Below are 22,827 nucleotides of genomic sequence, written 5' to 3'. Positions count from 1 at the left end.
CTCGAAATGGTATATTATTCCTCTTTTTTAGCAAAGATAATAATGATGGGAGGAATATAAATGAATATTCAACGTGCAAAAGAGCTTTCTGTGTCAGCGGAGCAAGCGAATGTTAGTTTTCAAGGCATGCCTGTTATGATTCAACACGTCGACGAGAGCAATGAAACCGCCCGCATATATGAAGTAAAAAACCCAGGACGCGAATTAACAGTTCCAGTTAATAGCTTAGAGGAAATATAAGAAATGCCACTTCATTTTTTTGAAGTGGCATTTTTCTTTTTTTTGATTACTTATTATACATTTCCTCTATCTTCTATTTTACAGAAGCTGAAAAAATAAGAATTTTCTACTTCTTTTCTTTTTGTGACCTGCTAAAATACAAACTATGGATTAATTATTCACACTATACATTAAGGGGGAAAAATAATGGCATCTAATGTAGAAAAAAACAATTCTTATTATGCAGTTATATTCACTTCCAATTTATCTAATGATACAGCAGATTATAGTACAGTTGCCGATAAAATGGAGGAACTCGCAAAGCAGCAACCTGGATTTCTAGATGTAGAAAGTGTGCGAGATCATTCAGGGCTCGGAATCACAATTTCTTATTGGGAATCACTTGAGGCAATTGATAATTGGAAACGGAACGTCTTACATAAAGAAGCGAAAAAAAGAGGCCGTGAGCAATGGTATGAAAACTTCCACCTACGTATCTGCCTTGTTGAGAAAGAATTTAAGTTTCATAGAGGTACTTTATAACGATGAAGAAAAAATTAGCTCTCGTTGTTGTTCATGAAATATATGGTATGAACGACCATATGCATCACGTTATCCATCACTTCACTTCATCTCATATAGATGTATTCTGTCCTAATCTGCTACAATCGCAACATGCATTTCCTTATAGTGATGAAGAAAAAGCATATCATTTTTTTATGAATCATATTGGATTTGAAGATGGAAAAAAGCAAATTGAAACATTCATTACTCATCTTTCTAGTCGTTACACACATATTGGACTTATCGGCTTTAGTGTTGGTGCTACCATCTCATGGCTATGTAGTAACAATCCGAAAATAGATTTTATTATCGGATGCTACGGTTCCCGTATACGTGACTATATTCATATGAAACCAACATGTGCTACCTTACTTATATTCCCTGAAAAAGAAGCTAGTTTTTCAGTACCCTCTTTCATTCAATCGTTGCAGCAACAAAAGAACCCTTTATTAGAAATACAGCAACTACCTGGTGAACATGGTTTTCTAAATCCGTACACTGAAAAATATAACGGGCACTCTACAAAACAAGCATACAATTTAATAGATTCATTTCTTGTAAAAAACACTCTTATAAAGGAGATGTAAATGACACTTACATTACTCTTACTTATTTTCATATTCATTGCCTTTTTCTCAGTACTAACTATTATTTTAGCAACTGTAAAAAAGGGGGAGTTTTCCAAACGTCCCTACTTACAATCTATTATCGTTTGCATTTTATTTTTTACAAATTGGATTTTTATATTTATCAACTTTTTATGCGTTACTTCCCGAGAAAATTAGCAAGTTCCTATTTCTGCCTATTTGGTTTTTCTTTTGTATATTAGGTTTTATCACTTTCTGGCGCGAATGGAGAAACAACCGTGTGTTCTCCATATGTATCGGTTTTCTTTCCTTTATTAGTTTTTTATTTGGGTTATTGTTGTTAGTTCTTTCAGGGATGTGACTGTTATAAAGAGGATAAAACTCCTCTTTATAACAGTTTTTTTCGTTCCATAACGAAAGGAATTATTAAATAAAGAGCGTAAGCAATCACCATCCAAATGGTAAATGATATAATTTGCTGTGAGGAGAATTGTGAGAATAGATTAGAAGAATTATATAAAATGTAAGTATCTAAAATTAAACCGGTTGCTGTACCGCATATACCTAACTTAATAACTGCATATTTTGTAGTATCCAGTCTTTTATATAACCACATTACAAAGTATAAAGCTATCGCTGTTGCTAATTCAAGAAACGTCAATTGTAGAAGAAATCTATTTGAAGTGTATTCTAATAAAACAGAAGAACCGAAAATAATGAAGAACGCTGAGGCAAAAAACCAAACGCCGATAGAAAATAAAATAGTGAGCCAAAGTTTATTATTCACTACCATTACCTCCCTTTTGTAGCTCTATGAACTTTTCCAATAACAGGTGCAACTCACCATATACTTTGTCGCTAGAAAAAGATGGATTGAATAAGGCTTGCAATGCCAATCCATCAATTAATGCATTACATAAAATGCTCCACGTTTCAGTTGAAATTTGAGATGTCGTTGTATCTCCTATTTTTTTATTTAACACTCTTGTTAATTGTTGGTTTTCATAATGTAACAATCCACCAATTTTATTTTTCATCGCATCATTTTGTAATCCACTAGCTACTAATTGAAAAAACAAATGATGATACATTGAATCTTTCACACATCTACTTTCGGCAGACTGCAAAGCCTTTTCTAACTGTACATCCTTTCCTATTTGTTCCCACGACGCTTTACAAAACGATTCAGTTACTTCAAGTAATAATTGATCTTTCGTTTTAAAATGATAATATACGGTACCTTGAGTAACTTGAGCACTCTCTGCAACTGCTTTTAATGTCAACTTTTCCATCCCATGCTCTGCAATAATTTCTTTTGCTGCTTTTAGTAACTTCTCTTTATTAACAACATTCGGTTTTGCCATTTCTATGCCCCCTTTTAAGTTAGTTGGATAACTAACTTAAATTATACAGAAAAATCAGATAAAATAAAAGGAAGAAAAGCCAGCATTCAACTTTTCTTCCTTTTATGTTTACCTTTAGCTTTCACTGTCACTGATTCACAAGGTGTATAATATATTTGAGGTGTCGCCTTATCAACAAACATCATAAACGTAATAAAGCCGATAATAAAGAAAATAAACAACGTTAACAAAATTGCTCCTATCGTTAAAAGTATCATAACACCACCCCTATATTTTTCATGTTATTACACTTTTCGCTATTATATGAGCGTAATCCTTTTTAGAAAAAGAAACGTAACAAAATAATCACAATCACACCAGTTAATACTGTACCTAATAAACTACGAGTATATATCGCTACAAGAAATGTTGGAATTGCTGCAATCAAGTAATCCCACTGCATCGTGTCATGCATAAATAAAACTTGCGCTAAAAGTGCTGCTAATATCGCGATTGGTATGTAATTTAACCATTTTAAACCCCAGTCTGGAATTTGTAGTTTGCTAAATACGAGTAGAGGTAAAATACGTGGCACGAGTGTGACAGCTCCCGCTGCTAATAAAAGTAATAATACGTCTAGTCTCATTTCCATTTTTCAATCACCACTCCAATCGTCGCAGCTAGTAATGTTGCGATAATAACCGCTATACTATCTGGCATAAATAAGTGTGAAACGTACGCAATTATAATCGCTACAATTGCAACAGTAAGATGAATTGCCAGTTTCGGTTTACTACTTATGAGCTGAAGTACAAATAACCCGATAAACATTGCTGGTAATGCATAATCCATGCCATATGTATGCGGATCTGGTATCCACTCACCAAATAGCCCGCCGATAATAGTAGCAAGAATCCAATTTAAATACGCTGTTACGTTAAGACCAATCATCCATCTTTCACCTAAATATCCTTTTTGCGCTGCATGCTGCACTGCAACACCGAACGTTTCATCTGTAATTTGCGAACCGATTAGTAAGTTTTTAAATAGAGGCAGTTTCGTAAAGTACGGCGCAAGCGCAGCACTCATAAGAAGGTGGCGCAAATTAACAAAAAATACGGTAAAAATAATTGCGGAAGCAGGAGCACCAGCTGCATACATACCAGCTAATATAAACTGAGCAGAACCTGCATAAATTAAAGTGGACATAAACGCAATTTCAATAATGGAGAAGCCTGCTGTTTTTGCAATTACACCGGCTGCTATACCGATGCTTAAATAACCAAATACAGTTGGTAAACAATCTTTTACTCCTTGCTGAAATGTATCATCGCTTTGCAAAGCTACATGTGCCTGAGCTTTACTCATCTCTATCATCCTCCATTTCTTCTAAAGTTCGTTTTCCTGTTACGACATGAACTAAATCTATATTTTCACGCCACAATGTATCTAACTTATCAGCTCCAAATTCCTTCGTAATTTCTTCAACCATAATATCGTGCCGCACATACTCTGTAGCAACGAGAACTAGAGCTGGGTCATACGTTGTAACAGCCCATGAAGTGCTATCATTTGAGAAGTTCGCAATTAATACTTCTTCTCCGTCACGCGCAATTACAGTTAAATGACCACCCATTCTCTTTTCAACAACGTGAGGCGTCATATAATTATGGTGAAACGTCGCTCCTATTTTTGTTTCTGGAGCGCCAAATAAGATTGAAAATATATGTACTCCTTCCTCTTCCTTTTGATGAATGTATGGTTCAATTTCATGCACTTGATCTTCCCATACAGAAATCCATAACTCTTCCTTCGCTCTATTAATTATATTGCATATTTCCTTCAAAACACGATTATTTGAGCGAATATGCGAAATTACATCTATTTGTCGCTCTTGTTCTAAACCATTTAATTTCTCATCTAAAAATTCAAAGGACTTTTCAAAGTCTTTTCGCATTCGATTCATTAATTCAGTAGCTGGTACTGGTACATATTTAACTGGTTCAGAAGGTACAATATGTACTGCTCCTTTATCCATTAACTTACCGAGTACCTCGTAAATCATAGAACGAGGTACTCCTGTTTGTTTACTCACTTCATACCCAGTTACTGGGGAATGTTTTAGTAATCCAATATACGCTTTACATTCGTACTGGGAAAAACCTAACTTTTGTAATTCTTTTATAATTTCATCCATTAGTACTCCTCACAATCTAAATCGCTCTAACTTCAAAGCGACGATTTTGCTTACCTTTACTTTTTACTTTATCAATAACAAGTGTTCCTATTTCACTCGTATTTTTCACATGTGTGCCTCCACAAGCTTGTTCGTCTAAATTTTCAATTGTAACAATGCGGATTTCTTGTATAGTAGTTGGCAGGAGGTTTATTGCGGTCTTAATCATTCCTACAGCATTTTCTGCTTCTTCGCGGCTCATATAACGAGTAGAAATTTCTTTATTTTGTTTAATAAGTTTATTCACTTCCTTAACAATTTCTTCTACTTCCACGCTCGATAACTCTTGTAACTCATTAAAATCGATACGTGCTTTGTCAGGATAAATTTGATTTCCAGTGCATAGAGCTCCATACTTTTCATAAACGACAGCTCCGATAAGATGCAGTAAAGAATGATGCCGCATTAAATTATGACGTCTTTCCCAATTAACCTCTAATTTAACTGGACCTAATTTTACTAGAGCTCCATCTTTTATATAGTGAACTATTTCTCCCTGCTCCTTCTTTACTTTTTCAACTTCAAATACAGACCCATCTTGTACAATGACACCCGTATCACATTCCTGCCCTCCACCAGTTGGATAAAAAACTGTTTCTTTTACAAATACTTTATTTTCTTCTACTTTTATCACTTCTGTTTCGCAACTCGTTTTGTATGCATCTTCTAAATATAATGCCGTTGTCATACTCTCACCTCTTTAGTAGTTATAGTTATACCTACTAATATAAAAAAGAAGCTCTATAAAGTCAATTGATAATTCTGAAATTTAAAACTAATAAAAGACTCCTTTATTAGGAGCCTCCTATCTCAATATTTCATTCGCTTCTTTTTCATAAATTTTATCAAATGAAGTCATAACGCGTTGTGATGCTGAAATCATTCTTTGATCCGTCATAAGATCTGCCATCTCTTTCGTCATATCTACATTTGAATTTTCTAGCATATGATTTTTCACTAATCCTGTTCCGTTCGGTAAATCAGCAATGTTTCCTTCTGCTAGTGTAAAGCTTTTGTTCTCTCTTTGCATTAGACGAGAATTCGCTTCTGCATCTACTGTTTTTGTTTGCAGGCGAGCAATATTATTTTGTGTTCCCTCATCATATAATGTACCATCTGCTTGTACAGCGATCTTCGCTCCTTCTGGAATACGAACACGTTCATTATTTACATCCATAACATAGGCACCAGATGATGTTTGCAAGTAACGATCACTATTTATTGTAAAACTACCATCTCTCGTTAAAAACGTTTCATCGTTTTTAGATGTAACGAAAAATGATGTTGTACCGTTTGCACCGTCATCTAAAAAGAAATCTGTAGCACTATTTGTCATTTGTATATTTCCTTGTACTAAATTCACATGCGTTGCGGCTGGTACTACAGCGTAATCGACCGAACCGATATTTGTTACAGCACCATCTCCTCGGCGATATGTATCTTGTACATCAAATACTTTAGAAGTCATATTTTCTGCTTTAAATCCTGTCGTTTGAGCATTTGCAACGTTATTTGAATGAACATTAATACGCTGCATGTAATTCATCATACCCATAGAACCTATATAAAGACCGTTCATACTCGTTTGAATAAGGCAGTTGCCTTATCCTTCACCTCTTTTCTATGATGTTTGCAACATTTGTTTCGCTAAATGTTCCGCTGTAGCGATATGTATGTTTTTCTTTACGTCTTGTCCGTCTGTCATTAATACAATAGGAGCTGATGATACTGCTGGAATTTTCAACAATTCACCACTACTTGCCGTTTCATCAAATTTCGTAAAGACGATACCATCAATATGAATATCTTTAAAGTTCGTAATGATTTCGATCATGTCTTTACTTTTCATCGAAGCTGATAACGTTAAACAAATATAATCTGGCTCTACTTGTCCCATCGTTTCAATCATTTCTTCCACTGTTTCTGACGCACGATAATTTTTCCCAGCTGTATCAATTAAAATATAATCGACGCGCGCTTCTTCTTTAAAGTACGTAAGCGCTCTTGTCATTGCAGCTTCATCACGCACAGCGATTACTTCAAATCCAATTGTCTTTACGTAATCTTGCAATTGCTGTACTGTCCCAATGCGCGAATGGTCTGTCGTAATAAAACCAACCGTTTTTTTCATACCGTGAAATTGCCACGCCATTTTCGCAAGTGTCGTCGTTTTTCCAACACCAGTTGGACCGATTAATGCAATTGTTTGTACTTCTTTTTCAAATACGTTTTCCGTATTGAAATGAGATCTCATATCTTCCAATATATATTCGATTACTTCTTCTTCTGTAATCATCGTTGCATTCTCAAACTTCACTTTTAACTTTTCAGCATATGCATGAATGAAGTATTGTTCTACATCGTTTTGCTCTAGCATGCGAATTACTTTTTGAATAATAAATGGTACAGATTCTTGCTTTTCTTTTTTTACAACTACTTCTTCTTTTTTGACAGGAACGACTTTCTTCACAGCCTTTTGCTTTTTCGTTACTTTCGTTTCTTCTGTCTGTTTCACAACGACGATACCTTTTTCAAACAGCTTTAATAGTTTCTCTTTCTTTCTTGCCCATTCTTCACTATTTCCTGTTTGCATCGCCGCGTATGACATAGGAGTTGTCACGTTTTCTAAATTGTGCAGTACCGATTGAATTCCGTTCGCCTTCACAATTTGTTCTGAAAAATCATTTACAACATCCATTAATTGTTCATGAAATTGAGCTGTACCTTCATTCACTTCTTCCTGTTTATCCTCTGGAAAAGCAACTAACATTTCATAATTCTTTTTCCAAAAAAACGGGATATTTCGTTTTACACTTTCATCGACAACGTAATAATAATCTGTACCATATTGGTCAAATAACTTTCGATACAATTCATTTTTCGAAGCTGCTTTTATTCGCATTAACGCTTCTTTCTTTTCTGTACTTTCCATTACTTCACCCCCTACTATTCAATATAGGCAATTTGATCCACAACAATTTCTGGTGCTAATTCGCTAATACAAAGTACTTGCGCTTCTACTTGATAACGCTCAAGAAGTCTTACAATCGCAAACCTGAAATCTTTTCTACGCGTTAATAATACTGGTTCTCTCCCCATTAACCTCGCTTGTTTCAATACGCGTTGTACTTGTTCAACGACTCGCGTTTCTAAGTCTAAATCCCAGTTTAATAAATAACCTTGATAAGAATTGTTCACAACGTCTGCATCTAACTCGATTGAATCTGAGAAGAGCGCCGCATATATTTTCCCGTCAGGATTTTTCGCATTTTCACAAATCACTTTTGAAATACATTCACGGACGAATGACGTTACGCCGTCAACATGATTTTGATAAATTTCTTTTCCGTCAATAATACCTTCAATAATAGTTGGTAAATCACGAATAGAAATACCTTCTTTTAGCAATTGTTTAATAACATTTTGAACGAGTGATAAATCAATTTCTTTCTTCTTAATCTCTTCTAATAAAACGCCGTTATCATTTTCAAGGGAGTTAATTAAGTCTTTTACATGTTGACGCTGAATTAACTCATGAAGATTACGTCTAACGACAACATCTAAATGCGTAATTAATATGCTAAGTGGCTCTAATACTTGATAGCCTTTCATTTGTGCATCTTGTACCATATGTTCTAAAATCCAATATCCATCCTCGCCAAAAATTGGATCTTTCGCTGGTTCTGCATCTAAATCGGCCATTACATTCGGTGTTTTCAGTGCTAATAAGTAACCTGATTTTAAAACTCCTTCAGCTGCCTTCGCACCTTTAATACGAATAATGTATCGTCCGCGTGGTCTAAAACTCGTATTATCTTTAAAGTTAATTCCAGGAACGTTAATACCAAGGTCGGTAATAATCGATTTCCTCATAAGAACAACTTTATCACGAGCTGTTTCCCCGTTAATTTTCTGCTTTACAAGTGCTGCTAAATCTAAGCCGAGTTCTACTATAATTGGATATTTATCTGTAAATACGCCAAATGAATCTTCCACTTGTTGCAGTTGCTCATCTTCGCCTTGAATCATTTCTAATTCTTTTTGAAGCTCATCTTCTTTTTCTTTCTTCATTCGGTTTTTATTTCGAATTCCTAAGAAGATAATTGTTCCACCAACGAGTGCGAATGGTAGAAATGGTAGCGGAGTAAAAATACCCATTGCGATAAATAAACCGCCAAGCGCATATACAACGACTTCATGCGCTAATAACTCTTTAAAGATACCTTCCGTTACTGTATCTGGTGAACCGTCAAATACACGCGTTACGATAATACCTGTTGAAATCGCAAGCATTAACGAACCGATTTGGTTTACAATTCCGTCGCCGACAGTCAACTGTGTGTAATGAAGAGCAGCTTCACCAAAGCTCATTCCTTGCTGCATCATTCCGACAATTAAACCGAAAATAATGTTTACGAATAAAATGACAATCCCGAAAATAACGTCTCCTTTAATGAACTTCCCGGCACCATCCATCGCCCCGTAAAACTCTGTTTCCATATTTAATTTTTTTCGTTTTGCTTGTGCATCTTTTTCTGTAATAATACGCTGGTTTAAATCAGCATCGATTGACATTTGTTTCCCTGGTAAAGAATCAAGTGTAAAACGAGCTGCAACTTCAGCTGTACGAGATGCACCGTTTGCAACGATAAACTGGAATATGATTAATACTGTAAAAATAACGATACCAATTAATAAGTTCCCGCCAATTACGAACTGGCCGAACTCTTCAATAACATGACCCGCATTTCCGTTTGTCAAAATCGCTCGCGTCGTCGATACGTTAATCGATACGCGGAAAATCCCGATTAATAACAACATCGTCGGAAATGACTTTAATTCATCCCACTCGTTAATACTTGTCGCTCGCATATAAATAAGCACTGACATACTTAGTAGAAAAACGATAATGATATCAAGTATAAATGGTGGAAGTGGAATTAAGAGCGCCACTACGAATGACGCTGCTAAAAAGATAGAAAAATAGGTTCTTGCAGAATCTATCTTAAACAAAGAGATCTCCTCCAAACGCGCTATTATACTTCAAGTTCATTCGTTTGAATTAAATAGCGCATAACTTCAATTACAGCTACGTATAAATCTTCTGGAATCGCCATATCTTCCTCGACTTGATAATATAAAGAACGAGCAAGCGGACGATTTTCCACCATTGGTATTTCTTGTTCACGGGCAAGCGTTCGTATATATAATGCGAGTTCATCTTCCCCTTTTGCAACGACAATTGGTGCTGCATCAACGTGTTTATTGTATCTGAGTACGACTGAAATATGAGTCGGGTTGTTTACAATAAACGTTGCGCCATCCATTTTCTTCGCAATTGTCCCTTGCAATATGGCGTGCATAAAGTTTTTTCGTTTCCCCTTTACTTGCGGGTCCCCTTCATTATCTTTATGCTCTTGTTTTACTTCTTCTTTTTTCATCTTAATATCTTGTTCGTACTCCCATTTTTGATAAATAAAATCAATAATAGAAAGAACGATTAATATAATTAAAATAGCTAAGAAGATAAATTTAATTTGTCTAATAATTTCAGTAAGTGACGCAGTCCAGTTAAATCCAATCATACTCACGATTGTCTCTAAATTCTTTTTAAAGAGAACGTAAGCAACGTAACCGATTAATCCCATATAAAACAGTGATTTCAAAATATCTACTAAACTTTTACGACTAAACAATCTCGTAAAATAATTTTTTGGGTTAATACGTGACGCTTTCGGCTTAATAACTTTAGAAGAAAATAAGAAACCGACTTGAATCATATAATTGAATAAATGAAAAGCGTATACGAGTATTAATATCGGTGCTGATACTTTTAGTAGTAACATCCCCATCATATAAAAATACTCGGTTGAATCTGTATTTTTTCCAATTTGATCAAACAGCACCGATACAGAATTGGCAATCTCAAACCCTAGCCAATCTCCAAAAAAGTAAACGACAACTGCTAACACAAGTATGGAAAATAAATTATTTAAATCTTTACTCCGGGCAATATTCCCTTCTTCACGCGATTTCTTACGCTTCTGCGGGGTGGCCTTTTCTGTTTTATTATCCTTTGCCATGCGCGTCCCCCTACTTCGTTAAGAAAAAGTTAAATAGTTTCGTATATTCCTCAAGCAATACATCCGTCATATTTTTAAACACATAACCGAGCATCGGTACACTCATCGCAATAAACAAAATACCACATGTAATTTTAATAACGTACGCATTCATAAAAACGTTTAATTGCGGAGCGTTTTTTGCGATTAAAATTAAAACAAAGTTAATGATGAATAAGCTTCCCATGAGCGGAAGAGCAATTTCAACCGCTGATGTAATCGCAAATAATAACGTTGCGAGTAGACTATCTAAAAAACTAGTCGTCAGCAATTTTGAAATCGCCTCTGTATATTGAAACGACTTTAAAATCGTGGCAACGAAATAATTAATGCCGCCAAGTGAAATAAAAATAATGAGAAAAAATATATCAAAAATGGTTGATAGTAAAGTAGACTGTGAACCTGCGTTTACATCAAACAAACTTGCTTGTGATAAACCGATATCAAAGTCTAAAATATGCCCGGCCATTTTCGGAATGTTCCACAGCATTTCTACAATTTTTGAAAGTGATAATCCAATTACAATTTGCGTACCAGCATAAGCTGCAACGTCCCAAGTTGTTTTTATGTGAGAGACATCAACTTGATCGGCAACGGTAATGGAAAGAGCAAGTCCAAATGTAACCTTCGCCATCGCTGGAATGGATCGACCTGAGAAAAACGGTAAAAAATATAAAAATGAAGTAATGCGGCAAAACGCAAAAAACGTCGCCGCCCATAATTCCATATTCATTTCAGTTCCCCTATCTTAGTACGAACGCAATAGCGATGGAATTTTATCAAATAAATCTAAAATAAGCGTCGTTAACTCTTGAAACATCCACGGACCTAAAATGATAATAACGAGTACAATACTCGCCATTTTCGGTAAAAACGTCAGCGTTTGCTCTTGAATTTGCATCATTGCCATAATGACAGCGATGATAATAACGACAATCATACTAACGCCGGCAACCGGCATTAAAATCATAACCCCTTTATAAAAAAAGGTTTGAAAAATATCTATAATTGGTGACGTATTCATTTATATGACTCCTATCACATAGCATCAAACGCTTCAGGCGACCGTTTTAAACATAATGTCGACGATTTTTGTATATCCACCTAAATATACGAAAACGAGTATTTTAAATGGTAAACTTAAAATCATCGGCGGTACCATCATCATCCCGAGGTACATTAACAGTGTACTAATAATCAAATCTATAAATACAAACGCTAAATAAATGAACATCCCTGTTAACAATCCCTTTTGAATTTGCGTTAACGTAAAGGATGGTACGAGCGTAAATAAGGATAGATCCTTTAAATCTTTCGGCAACTCTTCTCCGCGCACTTTCAGCATCATTTTTAAATCATGCTTATACGTATGCTTTGACATATACTCTTTCATAATCGGCGCTGTCGTTTCCGCAGCTTGGCTTACCGTTATTTTCTCTTTTGTCATCGGATCCCACACATCGCTCTTTAGCTGCCCAAGAACAGGCTGCATCGTAAAGAGTGATAAAAATAAGGCAAGTCCAACGAGCACTTGGTTCGGCGGTAAATTCATTACCCCGAGTCCTTGACGTGTAATCCCAAGAACGATCATAAAATAAGTAAAATGTGTAAATAATAGAACGATAGATGAAGATAATGATAAAAGGGTAACGAGCGCAAATAACTGTACACTTGAGTTACTCGTAAACTCTTTTCCATTTTCGAAATTAATAAAACCGTTTTGGGCTGCATACGCTGGATTTACAAAAATAATTGAAAAAACGATAGAAAATACGAAAATAACGGCTAATAACGATAACTGTTTCTTTATTCTCATGATGGATCCTCTACTTTTTTCGTTTCACTCTTCACCGCGTCTTCTAGCGCTTGTTGAAACTGATTTCCTGTTCCTGTTAATTGCACAGATTGAACACCGTTATTACTAATAACAGTGAACACTTGCTTACCATCCACTTCAAATAAAAAGGCGCTCGTTTGATGATTTAAATACACACCGTCTTTCACTTGAATATGGCCATTTTCACCTTGCTTAAAAAACTGCTGTTTGCGCGTCTTTTTCGTCATATAATATGCACCGTAGCCGAGCGCACCAAACAGTAAAACGACTTGAAATAAGGTCGTCATATACGACATATGACTCCTCCTCTACTCTTTATCTTGCATTTGACTTTGCGCTTTCATAAGCGCAGCTTGCTTCTTGTCAGCTTCAATTTCAGAAATGATAATACCGAACTTCTCGTCCATTACAATCGCTTCTCCAATGCCGACTTTCATATTACTTAAATATACATCTACTTTATGTCCTAAGTTTTTCTCTACTTCCAGAACATCGCCAACTTTTAATTGCTTCACGTCACCGAGCGTAATAGATGCCTTTCCAAGCTTTACACCAAGTTCAATCGAAATATCTGAAACAGTATCAATATGTGCTTTACTTGCTTCATTTCGCTTTCCTGCAAATTCTTCTAATCCCATTAATGACACAGGAGATACTTCATGCTTCATATGGATCCTCCTACTCTACAAAACTTTTAAATAAGAGCGCCTTACGCGTTCCATCTTTTCCAATAAAACAATTAAATTTATGCTTTCCATCTACATAACCAAGTAATTCATCCGAAACTTTCGTATGAAGCGGAATAATATCGCCTTCTTCAATTTGTTCAATCTCACCCATCGTCATCTTCTGCTCACCAATCGCAACGTGAACTGGTTTATACACTTGATTTACTTTCACTTCTACTTCAGACGTATACTTTTTGCGCTTATCTGAAGAATGTTCGACAATATTTTCAGACGTTAACTTATCCATAATTTCTTCAACAGATAAGAACGGAATACCGATACGCACCGTCGTATTCCAAAAATCTGTTTTCATATTTACGTTTAGTAATGAAATAATATCACTTGCTGTCGTAATCTTAAGTGCATTCGGATCTGTCTCCGTCGTTACAAATGTCGGTTTAATCGCTACAACACTTTCAAATGATTGCTCTAAATTTTTACATAAAAGCGAGAATATATTATCAAGCGTTAAAAACTCAAATGCTGTTAACGGTCTACGCATCGTAAAATTACGCTTACTATCCCCGCCAAGCCAGCACTCATGAATGTAAATAACAAATGCTAAATCAATCTCAATAACAATTTCTCCAAGCTCTGGAAGTCCGAGATCAATGACGCAATATAAATAATAATCTTTCGGCATTTTCTCCACATACTCACTCGTAAATGGAACTTGCTCAACTGTCGAAGGCTCTAAGTCAATCGGAATACGCATACGCGCTGACAACGTCTGTGACGTCTGTTTTCCAAACGTAGAAGCAATCGCTTGCAAGCTACGTAAATGCTCAACACCGAACTTCTCCGGTCTATTAAAATCATACTCTTGAAATTTATCTTGCTTCCCTGCTTCTTGTGCGAAAGCTGGCATTTCCTCGCCTTCATTTACCGCCTTCAGCAGGGCATCAATTTGCTCTTGGCTTAATTTATCTCCGCTCATGAAAATCCCCTTCCCTACCTTTTCAATTCAACGATTTCAACGTACATCTTTCCATTCTTCGTCAAAATCTTCCCGGTTCCAATCTCTTCATTCTCAAGCATAAGACGTACCGTATTTTTCGTTGAATTTTCAAGACGATACAATGTACCTTTCGTAATATGAAGCAGATCTTCAATTTTCTTTTTCGTATTTCCGATTTCAAAATAAATTGTTAACGGAATATCATCTTGTAATTTCAAATCTAGCCAACTCCCATATCATGTTCACGAAAATTTCATGTTCTCTTTATATATGAAACTTCTTATTTTGAAACGTCGATATTTAATATTTTTTTAATATATCCTTGCGTTTCTTTAAATGGTGGTACGCCTCCGTACTTTCTCACATTACCAGGGCCAGCATTATAAGAAGCAAGCGCTAATACTAAGTCACCGTTATTTTTCTTTAAATAACCGCTTAACTCTTTCACGCCGCCTTCAATACTTTCAGCTGGTGAAAACGGATTTTTTATACCCATCTCTTTTACATTCGCCGGCATAAGCTGCATAAGTCCCATCGCACCTGCATGTGACACCGTTTTCGGATTAAAATTAGACTCTACTTCAATCATTTTTTGAATTAACGTTTTCGGAATTCCGTATGTACGACTTACTCTATCTATAATATCCTCATACTTCCCTTCATTTGAAGAACGTATTTTTTGAATATTATACTTCTTCGTTAACCCCCACGTATCTACAGCCTCATTTTTCGTTTCCGGGAAACGTCGTTCGAATTCTTTTTGTGCCACTTGCACTTCATCGGCTTTCTTCGTTTCAGACTTTTCTTCCGGTTTACTTACTTCCTCTACTTTATGAATAGATGCTTCCGGTTTATTCACAACCGCTTCTATTTTCGTAGATTGTACCGGCTGACTCATATCCTCTACCTTTACCGCCTGCATAGTAGCCTTCGTCTCCTTCATAGGCTCGCTCTGCAACTTTTCTTGAAAGCGACTACTAACGAACGCCTGCGGACTACTTAACTTTTGCTGAAACTGTCCTTTTTTATATGCAAGTACTTCTTTTACTATATTTCCAACTACCATAATATCACCTTTTCGGTAAACAAAGATAATCTAATATTAGAGTTTTTTCGTAAAGTTTGCAATAATCCTTTGCAATTATATTGTAATAAAAAAACGACTAAATTGTTAAACTGTTATTTTTTTATATTTATTAATTCAAATTTTCAGTTGACACCCATTATAGCAAGGCTTACAATAAATTCGAAATTGTTTTTTTTGCATATTACCGTTTTTCAATTTGCAGAAAACTCAATATAAAAAAATGGGGGTTCTTAACATGAGAATTAATACAAACATTAATAGCATGCGTACACAAGAGTACATGCGCCAAAACCAAGCTAAAATGAGTAACGCTATGGACCGTTTATCAAGTGGTAAACGTATCAACAACGCTTCTGACGATGCAGCAGGTCTTGCAATCGCAACTCGTATGCGTGCTCGTGAAAGCGGATTAAGCGTAGCTGCTGACAACACGCAAAACGGTATGTCTTTAATCCGTACAGCTGACTCAGCAATGAACTCAGTATCTAACATCTTACTTCGTATGCGTGACATCGCCAACCAATCTGCGAACGGTACGAACACTGACAAAAACCAAGTTGCTCTTCAAAAAGAATTTGCTGCATTAAAAGAGCAAATTACTTACATTGCAGATAACACACAATTCAATGACAAAAACCTATTAAACGGTGACCAAACTATTAACATCCAAACTCTTGACTCACATGATTCTACTAAACAAATCGGTATCGATTTAAAGTCTGCTACTCTTAATGCATTAGGAATCAAAGACTTAACAGTTGGTGCTGTTGGAAGTACTGAAGCTAAAAATTACGTTGACGCTAAAGACGCATTAGCAAAAAATGTGGCAGCGACTGAATTTATCACTGCTAAAACTGCTCTTGATGGCGATACTGTTGCTAAAGCTTATGTTGAGGCTAAAACTGCTCTTGATGGCGATACTGTTGCTAAAGCTTATGTTGAGGCTAAAACTGCAATGGAAGATAATGCTGTTGCTAAAGCTTATGTTGAAGCTAAAACTGCTTTTGATGCTGCAGATCCTGCAGTACAAAGTTTAGTTACTGATTATGAGAATGCTAAAAAACTTTCTGATGCTGCACCTGGTGATACAAATTTAGAAGCCGATACTTTACAAGCTAAACAGAAAATGGACGCAGAGGCTGCTGCTAAAAACTATTATGAAGCTAAAACTGCTCTTGCTAGTGCTGAAAAAGCAACAAAAGACATCGTTTCAACTTATGATGCTAAGCTGGCTGCCTTTAATGCTGCTAATCAAACAACAAAAGACATCGTTTCAACTTATGATGCTAAGCTGGCTGCCTTTAATGCTGCTAATCAAACAACAAAAGATATTGCTACAACATACGGTGATAAGCTAACTGCTCTTAATGATGATGCTAAAAAAGCTATCTCTGACCTTGATAAAGCAAAAGCTGCTTTCGACGAAAATCCTGCTGCTAAAGAATTAGTTAAAACTATGGATGATGCTAAACAGGCTGCAACACAAAATAATACTGCAAATGCATATTTAGTTGCTAAAGCCGCTGCTGAAGCTGCTCCGACTGATGCAGATAAACAAGCTGCCCTTGAAAATGCAACTAAGGCTTTAGAAAAAGACGACACTGCAAAAGGTTTAGTTAAAACTTACGAAAACGCTAAAGAAGCTCTTAATCCTGCAAATGCAATGCCATTAGATGCAGTTAAACAAATTGATGCAGCTCTTAAAACTGTTGCTGACAACCGTGCAACTTTAGGTGCTACATTAAACCGTTTAGACTTTAATGTAAACAACCTTAAGAGTCAATCTTCTGCTATGGCTGCTTCTGCTTCTCAAATCGAAGACGCTGACATGGCGAAAGAAATGTCTGAAATGACTAAGTTCAAAATCTTGAACGAAGCTGGAATCAGCATGCTTTCTCAAGCAAACCAAACTCCACAAATGGTTTCTAAATTATTACAATAATCCATTTGAGTTAGTTTCATGAATAAACCTCTCTGTTTGCGGAGAGGTTTATTTTTTGTAAAACCTTCCTTTTTTTGATGGGAGAGAGCATCCGCGTGGCGTAGAAGCGGTCAGTGCCTATCTTTATCCCCTCTCATGTTAAAACACAACTAGAAGATAAGCATAAGTCTCTTTTTCTGTTCATAGCTGTTTATTAGATTAAGAGATACCGACTATATCAATCTATAAGGAGTGTCTATTATGCGTATTGGTACGAATGTTTTGAGTATGAATGCTAGGCAATCACTATATGAAAATGAAAAACGTATGAATGTTGCAATGGAGCATTTGGCGACTGGTAAGAAGTTAAATCATGCTTCTGATAATCCTGCAAATGTTGCGATTGTGACTCGTATGCATGCGAGAGCGAGTGGTATGCGCGTGGCGATTCGAAATAATGAGGATGCGATATCGATGCTGCGTACAGCGGAAGCTGCCCTTCAAACTGTGACAAATATTTTACAGCGTATGCGTGATTTAGCTGTTCAATCTGCAAATGGTACAAATTCCAGTAAAAACCGTGATTCACTAAATAAAGAGTTTCAATCTTTAACAGAGCAAATTGGCTATATTGATGAGACGACTGAGTTTAATGATTTATCCGTATTTGACGGTCAAAACCGGACTGTTACGTTAGATGATATTGGTCATACAGTAAATGTAACGAAACATATCTCCCCTTCCCCTACACAACATGACATCAACATTTCAACAGAACAAGAAGCAAGAGCGGCGATTCGTAAAATTGAAGAAGCTTTACAAAACGTATCACTTCACCGTGCTGACCTCGGGGCTATGATCAATCAACTGCAGTTTAATATCGAAAATTTAAATAGCCAAAGTACAGCGTTAACAGATGCTGCCTCTCGAATTGAGGATGCGGATATGGCGCAAGAGATGAGTGACTTTTTAAAATTTAAATTGTTAACCGAAGTTGCACTTAGTATGGTTTCACAAGCGAATCAAATTCCGCAAATGGTATATAAATTACTGCAATCATAATTGTCATTCCACTCTTTGAAACGATTCCATACAAAAGCAAAAGGGAAATACATATACACTATGTACTTCCCTTTTATTTTGTACCCCATACTTCTATGGCGCTACCGTCATAACTTGTCCTCTACGGTCGATCCTTATTTTCATTTTTCCATCTTGTGCGTTATATAGTCCTAATTTATTTAATTCTGTTTTACAATCTTGTACGAAAGTTGGTAATTTACGAATTTGATCGACGTCAGAACTTTTAATGAAATAAACTAACTGTTGCGTCATATCTTTCACATCTTGCACAAGTTCTTCTTTTTCTCGTTTTAATCGTTCATTTTCCGATCGTAGCGCTCTCAGTTCACTTTCCAGGTTGCTTCTATTAGACTCTTCTTTAAAATGCCCTGCAGCCATGCTAGAAAGCTTATAAATACCTTCCATAAACTGATGCAGTTCATCTTCTTTTCTTTCACTATGTTGACTAATTGTCTCAAAGTTATCAACGATACCAGATATAACTGTTACGAGGCTTTTTTCACTCTCTTTATGCTGGATTTCCTCTTTTAATACTTGATTGTTTTCTTTTTTCATTTCAACGATTGTTTCTTTTACAGGTGTATATTTTCGTTTTCGTCCAGGTTTTTGTTTTTCAATATTTTCAAACGGTATTTCACGTTTTTTTAATTTGTAATACGTATTTTGTAACTGACTTTCTGTTTTCGGGAATAGATTTAGTTCGTTTTTACTAACATACTTTGAAATATTAATAATGTTTAAACCGTGACGTTGGCAAAATTGATACACTTCATACAGTAACTCTAGTTCAGACTTGAGCCACGTGATCGTTGATTTTTCATATGCTCGCATCCCACCATGTTTTTCTACATCTATTTGAAATAATACCATTCTATTATGTAAATCAACTAGTTCTTCATATTTTACTTGGAATTGTTTTTCTATTTTTTTAAATTCCGCTTCTAGTTGCATATCGTTCATTTTATTATTTGACATGTTTTGTAAGAGACTTAATACATTGATTGCTATGTGGTGATACATAATCTGTGCCACTCCCCCTCATCCTTTCACAATTCTCATCTGACTCCCATGTCTTTTTAGAAAATAGAAATTTTTTCATATCCATATTATAACATTTCGAAATTGTCTGTCAAATAATAAACATACAAAAATGTATAGAAAGTATAGAAATAGAAAAAGATTTTTTCATTAATATGCATAATTGCATATTAATCACTTTTAATTATATTATATGGTATTTAGAATGTAATTTCACCGAAAAAATTTGCGTTATCACGAAAAATTACTAAAATAACCCAAAGATACATTTTTATATTTTCAAATCAAAAATCTTCAAATAAAGATTGTTCATACATACAACCACAAACACTCCAAAAACGTTCCATCTTTCCACCTATACAAAATATAGAACACTAAAAAGGAACTAACCAATACTACACATGGCTAGTTCCCTTCTCTCCACTATAATAATAGAGTCTACAAATCTTTACTTCTTCTATTTACCTAAAACCACTTCATATCTCTGGTCTCACATGGCATGGCTAGCTATCCAATTCTTGATAAACAGAATGCAACTGTACACCGGTTATTCTCAAACTCTCTCAGTATACAACTTCCCACATTTCCCCAAAACCACTTCATATCTCTGGTCTTACATGGCATAGGACTCTATTAGGCACTAACCGCTGCCACACATGGCTAAAGCTTCTATTCAAGCAAAAAAGTGCTTTTAAAAATCTTTTAAAGCACTAACTTATCTACTAAGCCGATTAACTCTTGAATATCTGGCTTACTTACTTGCGCATTTGCTCCTACCGCTTCGCCTTTATGGAATAATTCATTTGTAATTAAGGAAGAGAAAATAACGACTGGTAAACGATTCATGATTTCACTATCTTTAATTACTTTCGTTAAATGGTGTCCATCCATTTTCGGCATTTCAATATCCGTAATGAGCAAGTGAATATGTTCAAACATTTTCTCACCTTGCTCTTTCGCTAACTTTTCAATTTGCGCTAACGCTTCTGCACCATTGCTAAAGAAGTTCATTTTCGTATATCCAGCTGTTGATAATGTTTCTTCTAATATTTGACGAAGCATTGCTGAATCTTCTGCAATATAAATAACTTTTTCACCACGATCTGTTTTTTGTTCTAATTTTGAAAGTGACTTATTATCATAACCAGTACCGCTAATTTCACATACAATTTTCTCGTAATCTAATAGTAAGATGATTTTTCCATCTAGTTTTACAATACCAGATGTCGTTTCTTCCAGTCCCATAGATAATGAAGCTGGTTCATCAATTTGCTCCCAAGAAATACGTTGAATACGATGCACTTCATCAACGCGGAAAATCACTTTCATTTGGTTTAATTCTGAAATGATAAATTTCGTTTGATCAAGTGGCTTTGTCGATTTTAAATTAAGAGCTGTCGCTAAGTTAATAACTGGTAAAATTTCACCACGTACTTGAACAACACCTTCAACTGCATGATGAGATTCTGGCACAGTTGTAACAGGGAATGGATTAATGATTTCACGTACTTTCATTACGTTAATACTAAATAGGTTTTCACCAACAGTATATGTAACGATCTCTAATTCATTTGTTCCGCTTTCTAATAAAATACTTTGTGCTTGTGACATAAAGGTGTCGCTCCCCTTTCATTATTTCCGTATATCTAATTATTAAGCTTTATTAAAACGAAAAAGTCAACTACCTATATAAAAAATATAGATAGTCGAACAATTCATTTCTTTATTTAAAAAGACGATTACTCTTGTATAAACGAAGCAAGTGCTTCTAATAACACTTCTTGCGCTCCTACAATTTCTGTCGGCATCGCTTCCCATTTTTTAGAAAGCTCTGTTTCTACTCTTATTCTTAACTCTGCATTCATTTCTGCTAGCACATATTCTTTCGTTGCTAAATCAACATCCAGTAGCGCAAGTGCATATAGTTCCGGATCATTTATTTTTTCAAATAATCGTTTTAATACTGCCGGCGCTATATGTTTTAATTTTTCAATATGAATCTCTTTATCTGAAAATAGCAACTCATATTGAATGAAGGTAACATTTTCTTTCATCACTTTAAAATAGCAATTATTTTTTTTATCATTTACAAAATAACCGTTTGGATCTGCAATAATACTCTCTACTTTACGAATTAAATCTGGTAAACTACTCGCTGTCATTACAGTCCGCTGCTCAACCTCACTTGGCGAAATGAATGTAACGCGATACTTATTCTGCGCCATCCTCCTCACCTCTCCTTTTATAAAAATCTATCACCACAAACGATCCAAAAGGCACTGGTCTACCATAAAACGATTAACCATCCCAGTAACCTTTCATAAATCTATTTTTGCAACTACCCTAGCAACTCTACATATCTCTGGCCTTAAATACCGGTCGAGCACCACATAAGAACTAACCGCTACCACATATCGCTCGGCCCTCTCTCAAAACCTAAAAAAGAGCTTTTAAAATCTTTTTAACTACACTTCGCTTATATCTTCTTCAACTACCCTAGCCACTCTACATAACTCTGGGCTTAAACAACGGTCGAGATTCTATTAGGCACTAACCGCCACCACACATCGCCAGGTCCTCTCTCAAAACCTAAAAAAGAGCTTTTAAAATCTTTTTAACTACACTTCGCTTATATCTTCTTCAACTACCCTAGCCACTCTACATAACTCTGGGCTTAAACAACGGTCGAGATTCTATTAGGCACTAACCGCCACCACACATCGCCAGGTCCTCTCTCAAAACCTAAAAAAGAGCTTTTAAGAACTTTTTAAGATCTTTTCAGTAACTCGATGTTATTGAACCAAAACGCTATCTGCTGATCCGCAATATCCGGCAACGTAACAAAAAACTCACGGCACTTCATCTCATCTTTAAACAGTTGATACTTCCACTCGCCCTCACTACCAACACTTACGAAATAAAATTCGTGAATACGGCCAATGATTGCTTGTTTTTCACCAAATGAATAGGGAGGCACTTGCTTAATTTCAAATTGATCTGGTAAATATACATGCTCTTCTCGTTCCATTTTTAACACTTGCTCAGCAAGTTCACGTTTATTTTCGAAAAAAGGCAATTGTAAAATTCGCTCTTGTCTTGTCATA

At 35.6% G+C, this 22,827-nt stretch carries 28 protein-coding genes and 1 pseudogene; 6 read left to right on the top strand and 23 right to left on the bottom strand.

Translation table 11 applies throughout. From position 1 onward, the window contains the following. Positions 1-60: 60 nt before the first annotated feature. The 4 genes and pseudogenes from PDQ40_RS01620 (at position 61) to PDQ40_RS01605 (ending at position 1,731) form a co-directional block, all read left to right on the top strand. Positions 61-240, top strand: a complete 180-nt coding sequence (locus tag PDQ40_RS01620; protein WP_001025740.1) for an H-type small acid-soluble spore protein — start codon at positions 61-63, stop codon at positions 238-240. Positions 241-426: 186 nt separating this feature from the next. Continuing rightward, on the top strand, positions 427-762 hold the full coding sequence (locus tag PDQ40_RS01615) for an antibiotic biosynthesis monooxygenase family protein (protein WP_074540154.1): 336 nt from the start codon (positions 427-429) through the stop codon (positions 760-762). A gap of 2 nt (positions 763-764) precedes the next feature. Beyond that, positions 765-1,370: a dienelactone hydrolase family protein gene (locus tag PDQ40_RS01610; RefSeq protein ID WP_270691200.1), complete on the top strand. Its 606-nt coding sequence runs from the start codon at positions 765-767 to the stop codon at positions 1,368-1,370. After that, positions 1,371-1,731, top strand: a pseudogene (locus PDQ40_RS01605) (hypothetical protein). It begins immediately after the preceding gene. Positions 1,732-1,758: 27 nt separating this feature from the next. Here the strand turns inward: PDQ40_RS01605 and PDQ40_RS01600 are convergent. From PDQ40_RS01600 to PDQ40_RS01510, 19 genes are all read right to left on the bottom strand, one after another. Then, positions 1,759-2,157, bottom strand: a complete 399-nt coding sequence (locus PDQ40_RS01600; protein WP_270691199.1) for a DUF5367 family protein — start codon at positions 2,155-2,157, stop codon at positions 1,759-1,761. Next, entirely contained in the window at positions 2,150-2,734 is a 585-nt protein-coding gene (locus PDQ40_RS01595) for a TetR/AcrR family transcriptional regulator (RefSeq protein ID WP_071742652.1), read from the bottom strand. The genes PDQ40_RS01600 and PDQ40_RS01595 overlap by 8 nt, the downstream gene beginning before the upstream one ends. Before the next feature lie 86 nt (positions 2,735-2,820). After that, entirely contained in the window at positions 2,821-2,991 is a 171-nt protein-coding gene (locus tag PDQ40_RS01590) for a DUF3951 domain-containing protein (RefSeq protein WP_000602230.1), read from the bottom strand. Positions 2,992-3,053: 62 nt separating this feature from the next. Further along, on the bottom strand, positions 3,054-3,365 hold the full coding sequence (locus PDQ40_RS01585) for an AzlD domain-containing protein (protein WP_000425940.1): 312 nt from the start codon (positions 3,363-3,365) through the stop codon (positions 3,054-3,056). Next, positions 3,356-4,081, bottom strand: a complete 726-nt coding sequence (locus PDQ40_RS01580) for an AzlC family ABC transporter permease (RefSeq protein WP_016717083.1) — start codon at positions 4,079-4,081, stop codon at positions 3,356-3,358. Before PDQ40_RS01580 ends, PDQ40_RS01585 begins: the two co-directional genes overlap by 10 nt. After that, positions 4,074-4,910, bottom strand: a complete 837-nt coding sequence (locus PDQ40_RS01575; RefSeq protein ID WP_000343374.1) for a TrmB family transcriptional regulator — start codon at positions 4,908-4,910, stop codon at positions 4,074-4,076. Before PDQ40_RS01575 ends, PDQ40_RS01580 begins: the two co-directional genes overlap by 8 nt. Before the next feature lie 16 nt (positions 4,911-4,926). Further along, positions 4,927-5,637: an alanyl-tRNA editing protein gene (locus PDQ40_RS01570; RefSeq protein WP_000205372.1), complete on the bottom strand. Its 711-nt coding sequence runs from the start codon at positions 5,635-5,637 to the stop codon at positions 4,927-4,929. Positions 5,638-5,754: 117 nt separating this feature from the next. Beyond that, positions 5,755-6,528: a flagellar basal-body rod protein FlgG gene (locus PDQ40_RS01565; protein ID WP_001013945.1), complete on the bottom strand. Its 774-nt coding sequence runs from the start codon at positions 6,526-6,528 to the stop codon at positions 5,755-5,757. 42 nt (positions 6,529-6,570) lie between these two features. Continuing rightward, positions 6,571-7,881: a flagellar biosynthesis protein FlhF gene (flhF, locus tag PDQ40_RS01560; RefSeq protein ID WP_270691198.1), complete on the bottom strand. Its 1,311-nt coding sequence runs from the start codon at positions 7,879-7,881 to the stop codon at positions 6,571-6,573. 14 nt (positions 7,882-7,895) lie between these two features. Continuing rightward, on the bottom strand, positions 7,896-9,962 hold the full coding sequence (flhA, locus tag PDQ40_RS01555; protein WP_044790337.1) for a flagellar biosynthesis protein FlhA: 2,067 nt from the start codon (positions 9,960-9,962) through the stop codon (positions 7,896-7,898). A 23-nt stretch (positions 9,963-9,985) separates the two neighbouring features. After that, entirely contained in the window at positions 9,986-11,032 is a 1,047-nt protein-coding gene (gene flhB / locus PDQ40_RS01550) for a flagellar type III secretion system protein FlhB (protein WP_049112010.1), read from the bottom strand. Between the two features lie 10 nt (positions 11,033-11,042). Continuing rightward, entirely contained in the window at positions 11,043-11,804 is a 762-nt protein-coding gene (locus PDQ40_RS01545) for a flagellar biosynthetic protein FliR (RefSeq protein ID WP_001055694.1), read from the bottom strand. A gap of 15 nt (positions 11,805-11,819) precedes the next feature. Continuing rightward, positions 11,820-12,095, bottom strand: a complete 276-nt coding sequence (locus PDQ40_RS01540; protein ID WP_001098085.1) for a flagellar biosynthetic protein FliQ — start codon at positions 12,093-12,095, stop codon at positions 11,820-11,822. 33 nt (positions 12,096-12,128) lie between these two features. Continuing rightward, complete coding sequence (locus PDQ40_RS01535; protein ID WP_001220586.1) at positions 12,129-12,887, bottom strand: flagellar type III secretion system pore protein FliP; 759 nt, start codon at positions 12,885-12,887, stop codon at positions 12,129-12,131. Then, a complete protein-coding gene (locus PDQ40_RS01530) occupies positions 12,884-13,204 on the bottom strand; it encodes a hypothetical protein (RefSeq protein ID WP_000121176.1) in 321 nt (106 codons plus the stop codon). The genes PDQ40_RS01535 and PDQ40_RS01530 overlap by 4 nt, the downstream gene beginning before the upstream one ends. 12 nt (positions 13,205-13,216) lie before the next feature. Further along, the gene (gene fliN / locus PDQ40_RS01525; protein ID WP_000680021.1) at positions 13,217-13,576 is read right to left on the bottom strand and encodes a flagellar motor switch protein FliN; all 360 of its coding nucleotides are present in this window, start codon (positions 13,574-13,576) and stop codon (positions 13,217-13,219) included. 10 nt (positions 13,577-13,586) lie between these two features. After that, positions 13,587-14,573, bottom strand: a complete 987-nt coding sequence (gene fliM, locus PDQ40_RS01520) for a flagellar motor switch protein FliM (protein ID WP_242260796.1) — start codon at positions 14,571-14,573, stop codon at positions 13,587-13,589. A gap of 14 nt (positions 14,574-14,587) precedes the next feature. Further along, on the bottom strand, positions 14,588-14,812 hold the full coding sequence (locus PDQ40_RS01515) for a flagellar motor switch protein FliN (RefSeq protein ID WP_000775712.1): 225 nt from the start codon (positions 14,810-14,812) through the stop codon (positions 14,588-14,590). Positions 14,813-14,874: 62 nt separating this feature from the next. Next, positions 14,875-15,660: a lytic transglycosylase domain-containing protein gene (locus tag PDQ40_RS01510; RefSeq protein ID WP_270691197.1), complete on the bottom strand. Its 786-nt coding sequence runs from the start codon at positions 15,658-15,660 to the stop codon at positions 14,875-14,877. A 256-nt stretch (positions 15,661-15,916) separates the two neighbouring features. On the opposite strand from PDQ40_RS01510, the gene PDQ40_RS01505 reads away from it, so the two are divergent. After that, positions 15,917-17,623, top strand: coding sequence for a flagellin N-terminal helical domain-containing protein (locus PDQ40_RS01505; protein WP_270691196.1), 1,707 nt, complete (start codon positions 15,917-15,919; stop codon positions 17,621-17,623). 240 nt (positions 17,624-17,863) lie between these two features. After that, on the top strand, positions 17,864-18,664 hold the full coding sequence (locus tag PDQ40_RS01500; protein WP_270691195.1) for a flagellin N-terminal helical domain-containing protein: 801 nt from the start codon (positions 17,864-17,866) through the stop codon (positions 18,662-18,664). Positions 18,665-18,757: 93 nt separating this feature from the next. On the opposite strand, the gene PDQ40_RS01495 is transcribed toward PDQ40_RS01500, so the two are convergent. The 4 genes from PDQ40_RS01495 to PDQ40_RS01480 form a co-directional block, all read right to left on the bottom strand. Continuing rightward, on the bottom strand, positions 18,758-19,705 hold the full coding sequence (locus PDQ40_RS01495) for a DNA-binding domain-containing protein (RefSeq protein WP_270691397.1): 948 nt from the start codon (positions 19,703-19,705) through the stop codon (positions 18,758-18,760). A gap of 720 nt (positions 19,706-20,425) precedes the next feature. Beyond that, positions 20,426-21,334 carry a chemotaxis protein gene (locus tag PDQ40_RS01490; RefSeq protein WP_270691194.1) on the bottom strand — a complete coding sequence of 303 codons (909 nt, stop codon included), beginning with the start codon at positions 21,332-21,334 and terminating at the stop codon, positions 20,426-20,428. 128 nt (positions 21,335-21,462) lie between these two features. Continuing rightward, on the bottom strand, positions 21,463-21,948 hold the full coding sequence (locus PDQ40_RS01485; protein ID WP_270691193.1) for a LysR family transcriptional regulator: 486 nt from the start codon (positions 21,946-21,948) through the stop codon (positions 21,463-21,465). Positions 21,949-22,490: 542 nt separating this feature from the next. Next, a complete protein-coding gene (locus PDQ40_RS01480; protein ID WP_000198181.1) occupies positions 22,491-22,826 on the bottom strand; it encodes a DUF3964 family protein in 336 nt (111 codons plus the stop codon). Between the last annotated feature and the right edge of the window lies 1 nt (position 22,827).

Origin of the sequence: Bacillus cereus group sp. Bc061 (assembly GCF_027715825.1) — a bacterium.
Taxonomy (GTDB): Bacteria; Bacillota; Bacilli; order Bacillales; family Bacillaceae_G; genus Bacillus_A; species Bacillus_A paranthracis.
This window is presented reverse-complemented; position numbering and strand designations above follow the sequence as displayed.